This window comes from Serratia oryzae, from assembly GCF_001976145.1.
In the GTDB taxonomy this organism is placed as follows: Bacteria; Pseudomonadota; Gammaproteobacteria; order Enterobacterales; family Enterobacteriaceae; genus Chania; species Chania oryzae.
Map to the genome: position 1 here is coordinate 1 of NZ_MOXD01000029.1, position 5171 is coordinate 5171.

The window sequence follows — 5171 nt, forward strand, 5'->3', positions numbered from 1 at the left end:
CGTTTACCTACCTGGCCGAACAGCCGGATCAGCGAGCTATTACCCTACGCCGAAAACAGCTTCAGTTAATATCCGCCAGATTATTACATTATTTTAATCACACAACGCGAGTTCGCCGTTCGGTTACAGAGCAGGGGAGAGAACGAAGCATACAAAAACTGATCGGTCGCACCGATCAATAACCCGAAACCGAACGACACAACCCATTTCACAAACCGTTTACATCTCGCTATCGTGAACCGGAACCAACACCGGGAACCCCAAAGCACCAAGCCCTGCACAGACACGGCCACAGAAAAACAAGGACGAACCAGAACTCAGGCCCAAGGATGGGCCGAATAACAGGAAGCACACCTCAGGTGCCTAAACAAAACGGGAGCACCAAACTACTTCCCAATCAGAACGGCATTCATATCCCCACGGTGCTTAACGGTCAGAACAAGTAAATAAACTGACAAGAAAAGGCTGCCACCAAACAAAGCCAAAGAACCTAGAACAAGACCTGCGGCTGAAAAACGATTACGCCACGCAGTCCACAGTGCAGACAAAGTCAGCATGAACAGAAAATCCAGATTAAACTGCCCCGGCCAACCTACATTCATAATGTCTTTAAAAAAAATCGGCAGCAAATTCCAACCGTCACCTTGACCGACAATAACCGTATAAATAGAAAGCACTACAATCACCAGAAACAGCCACAAACGCAGTAACACCATATAACCATTCTCCAGGCATCAAAACTGTTGAAACTCTTAGAACACATCAATTTATCGATTGTAAGTACAGACCGCGTACAGGCTCAGAGTAACAAACCGGTCAAACGCGAGCAAAACAAAAGCCTGAGAGCGCCATAACACCACCCAGCTTGTAGACAAAGTAAAACAAGTCTAAAATAAGTCCAGTGACTCGGAACAGAGAGGAAAAACTGTTCGAATATCAGCGAGTTGAAGAAGATTGGCCGGGCCTCGTTTCCCGCTCCAAGTTTTCTTCCACAGTGAACCATCAAGCACCACAACTTATTGATTGTGCTGATTAATTCACTGTTGGATGTGTTACCCAGTTCCAATAAAAACCACCTCAAGCCACGACTTTTCGGTACATATTTCGATACATAAAAGCGGAGCGCAGGTAGTGCGGTTTTATGCTGGGACGTCTTGGAGAAGAAACGTAACCTCCCCCTGTCATTAACGATGGGAGGTCAATACCGTGGCTTTATCCGATACCGCCGTTCGCAACGCTAAACCCAACAAAAAATTCTACACCTTAAGCGATGTCTGTCGCTGCATGTTGCACCTGAAGGCTATAGAACTGACATTTCCGTTTCACCTGGTTGGGTGTTCGATGCCGTATCTCCTTTGGCACCTATCCTGAAATCAACCTCAAAGAAGCCCGTCAGTTTCGCGATGATGTATGCTCACAGGTCGCCAATGGCATTTAACGCCAAACAGCTTCAACAACTGACATATGAGAGTTTCGCCCCTTATACCGTCCCGCTTTCCCAATAATCGATGGATATGGCTAGATATCTAAGCGAGTTGCGTCCGCGCAACACTACCTGCTGATGGATTGTCGCGAGCTGAATACATCTGTGCCCTGGCCGATGTTATGGACGGCCTACGGTCAGATGAGCACCGAAAGTATTTGCTGAATATGAACAATGAATTTAATGGCGAGCCACTGATCATTGACCTGAATTGTTTCCCGTCTGCCAACCGGGGTCTGAGTGCGCTAGAACATCTTATCAAGTATCTCGTTAAAAATAGGGAAAAATAGGAGAAAATAGGTGAAATTCTCGCGCCAACCTTCCTGTAAGCCCCACGTTCTTTACTACACTACATTCAGTAAGGTTAACTTTTAATAAATATTTTGCTGAATAGTTCTTATTTAACAATCGTATTCTTGGCTTTACTCCAAGTTCATGCAACCAGTGATATACCTTAATGGTTTGTAAAATAAAGGTATTGTCATCTGATCTAAAACAACGCTGGCGCATAGAGGGTGATTTTAATGAATCGTATATACCGTATTGTTTTTAACTATGCATTGGGGCTGATGCAAGTGGCTTCTGAATTAGCACGCGGCGCTGGTCAGTCACCCCAAAGCGGTAGCGTGGTTGAAAGTGACGGGCATTATGATTCCGAAAGTCAAAAAATCGGCTCTCCAAACTATTACAACTCTATCGGTAGTCAAGAGGTTTCTTCCCGTTTATTGGGGCGAGTGGTAAATGGCTCCCATTCTGGTGCCAGGAAAATAGCAAATTGGCCACTGTTCAGCGCCGTATGTCTTCTTTTGCTCTCGCAGGGTGCCTCCGCCAACGGGACGGGAGGTGCAAATGCTTCTGTGCTAGGGGGAAATGGGGCTTATGGTGGTGCGGGCGGGGGGGGCGGAGCCAGTGGCCTAGGGGGGCAACCCAGTGCGCGTTCTATTGCTGGTTCCCCGGGCTTGGCTAATGGTACCGGTGGCGCAGGTTCCCGAGGCGCGGGTACTGAACCCACCGATCCCGTAGGAACCGGAGGTTCAGGGGGGAGTGTGGGAAGTGCCGGTAACCCGGTCGGGGGAGCTGGTGGAGTGGGGGGAAATGCGAACTGTGTCCCTTCTTGTTCTCAAGGGTTCGGTGCCGGTGGTGGTGGTGGCGGCGGCGCTGGGTTTGTGGGCAGCACATTGAGCGCAGTTACAGCCATCATGCGGGGTGGTCGAGGAGGTAACGGCGGTACTGCTATATCCAGTAATTCGGATGGTGGGAGTGGCGGCGGTGGCGGTGCAGGGGTGGTACTCACGGGAGTCGGTACGGCTACCTTAAATAACAATGTGTTTGGTGGTGATGGGGGAACTGGAGGTGGAGGAGCCGGTGTCGGAGGCTCTGGTTTTGGTGGAGGTGGTGGCAGTGGTTTGGTGAGTAATGGCACTTCTATCATCAACAGCCGTTCTATTACTGGTGGGGCGGGAGGCGTTGGAGGAACCAGTGCGACGGCTGCACATAGCCGTTCTGGTGGCGTTGGAGGCTCGGGGGTAACGGGTTCATCAATGACTCTTACTAACAGTGGCGTTATTCAAGGCGGTAATGGAGGCGCGGGGGGAACTGGAGCTACAGGGACTCCAGGCGCAGCAGCATTGGGTGGTTTTGGCATTACTGGCAGCAACCTAAGGATTGTCAATTCCGGCACCATTACAGGAGGCATCAGTAGCAATTCGGTACGCAGAAATGCCATTTCATTTACTGGCGGTACCAACAGTCTGGAATTACAGGCTGGTAGTTCTATTACCGGCAATATCGGTGGGACTGGAACCAATACGTTAATTTTAGGAGGCGCTGCCAACTCATCTTTCAATATGTCGGCTATCGGTGGGCAATTCAGTAATTTTAGTGCGTTACAAAAAACCGGTAATAGTACTTGGACGCTGACAGGAAGTAGCACGGCCACCCTGCCATGGACTATCTCAGCGGGAACATTGCAAACCGCCGTGAATGGGGGATTAGGGCGTGGTGCAATCAGTGTTGCTAATGGGGCAACATTATTATTTAACAACTATGCGAATAACGCTTCTGTAACATTTAACACCAATACGCTCAGTGGCGCGGGAACCTGGGCATTAAATAACAGTACTATTAATCTTGCCAGTCTTAACTCGGTTAGCAATTTTACTGGTGCTATTAATCTCACCAACAATTCAAGTTTAACTATTAATAATGCAACGGGATTAAATGCTAATGCTAACCTCGATATGGCGAATGCCAATAGCCGATTGCAGATTAATACCACAGCTAACTATACGCTTAATAATACCATTACCGGTGCAGGGCAAATCAATGTCAATGGCGGGAATGCTATCTTTGGTTTTGGTGCCGGTGCTGGCAGCGCGTTTACCGGTACGGTGAATCTGCAAAATAGCCAGTTCGCCTTGGCGAATAATAATACGACCGCATTGACCCGTGCCACACTCACTCTAGCTAATGGTAGTAATACTAGTGTTGGGGCCGCAGGAGTTTCCAGCACACAGAATATCGGTAATCTGGGGATTACAGGCGGCACATTAGCGTTTTACAGTAATCTATTTAGCGATCGCGCAGATAGCATCATCTCAACGTCAGCACTGACGGCGACCAGCGGTGTAATTAATATTATTGGTGATGGTGCGGTCAATGTAGACACTCTGAGTGGGAATAACTCGTTACTTAATCAAATCGTTAATACCCAGTGGACACAACTTGCCAGCGCTACAAGTGCTGGCAGTGTCAATGGATTAACTATGCAGGTCAATGGCGCAGCAGTGAGCCAAGGCGGGCGTTACGGCATTAGGCAAAATAATGTGCATGTGGCCAATGGTATTTATGATTTTGGTTTAGCGAATACTGGGAGTAATGGTCAAGGGCTCTATATGAGTTATGACCTTGGTGGCCTTGAGTTGCTGCAAGATGGCCCGAATGCGCTGGTGATAGCCACCGACGGGGTGGCGGGCTCGAACACCAACCTGTCGGTTAACGTCTTCGGCAGCGGGGGCGTGGTGCTGGACGGCACTCAGGCTGCATTGACTATCTCCAACAGCGGCAACAGCTACAGCGGCAGTACCACCATCCAGGGAACGGTGCTGGCCGGGGGCAATGGCACCCTGGGCAACACGTCTTTGCTGGCGGTTAACGGTGGCAGTCGCTTCAATCTCAACGGCTACACCCAGAGTGTGCAGAGTATAAGCAACAACGGCACGGTGCTGTTGGGCAGCGGCCTGCTGACCAGCGGTGCGTTCACCAATGGCGGCGTGATGGACCTGGGGACGGGGACGCTGGCGCTGACCGCCGGGGGGAGTTCGAGTTCGACAGGCGGCCTGACCGGTGATGGCCTGTTGAATGTCCAGGGGGGCACCTTTACGGTGAGCGCCGCAAACGGTGGCCTGACGGGTGACACCCAGATAGACAGCGGTGCGACGCTGGTACTGAACGGTACGGGGACGCTGGGCAGCAGTGACGTGAACGTGGCGGGCAGCCTGACGTTTGCCCGTGACGGCAATTTTGCCAATCTGTTGAGTGGAACGGGCACCGTCAATACCCAGGGTGATGTGCAGCTGAGCGGGGCCAACACCTTCAGCGGTGCCCATGTGATTGCGGCGGGCAGCCGGTTGAGCGTCACTGCGGCGGATAATCTGGGGGCTGCGGCGGCGACGGTGGATTTAAGCAC

Annotated in this window: 3 protein-coding genes and 2 pseudogenes; 4 read left to right on the forward strand and 1 reads right to left on the reverse strand. The window is 50.7% G+C overall.

Annotation, left to right across the window (positions count from 1 at the left end; translation table 11 throughout):
* Nucleotides 1-182, forward strand: a 182-nt coding sequence (locus BMI79_RS24130) for a hypothetical protein (RefSeq protein WP_208611224.1), incomplete at its 5' end; no start/stop codon positions are given.
* 204 nt (nucleotides 183-386) lie between these two features.
* Here the strand turns inward: BMI79_RS24130 and BMI79_RS22615 are convergent.
* Nucleotides 387-716 (reverse strand): hypothetical protein, encoded by a 330-nt coding sequence (locus BMI79_RS22615; RefSeq protein ID WP_076944391.1) that lies wholly within the window; start codon nucleotides 714-716, stop codon nucleotides 387-389.
* 611 nt (nucleotides 717-1327) lie between these two features.
* Between BMI79_RS22615 and BMI79_RS24660 the strand changes: the two are divergent.
* The 3 genes and pseudogenes from BMI79_RS24660 to BMI79_RS23700 form a co-directional block, all read left to right on the forward strand.
* Nucleotides 1328-1438: pseudogene (locus tag BMI79_RS24660) on the forward strand (Arm DNA-binding domain-containing protein); the annotation flags it as partial.
* A 569-nt stretch (nucleotides 1439-2007) separates the two neighbouring features.
* Nucleotides 2008-2100, forward strand: a pseudogene (locus BMI79_RS24665) (ESPR domain-containing protein); the annotation flags it as partial.
* 240 nt (nucleotides 2101-2340) lie between these two features.
* The coding region (locus BMI79_RS23700) for a beta strand repeat-containing protein (RefSeq protein ID WP_425272372.1) at nucleotides 2341-5171 on the forward strand (2831 nt) is incomplete at its 3' end.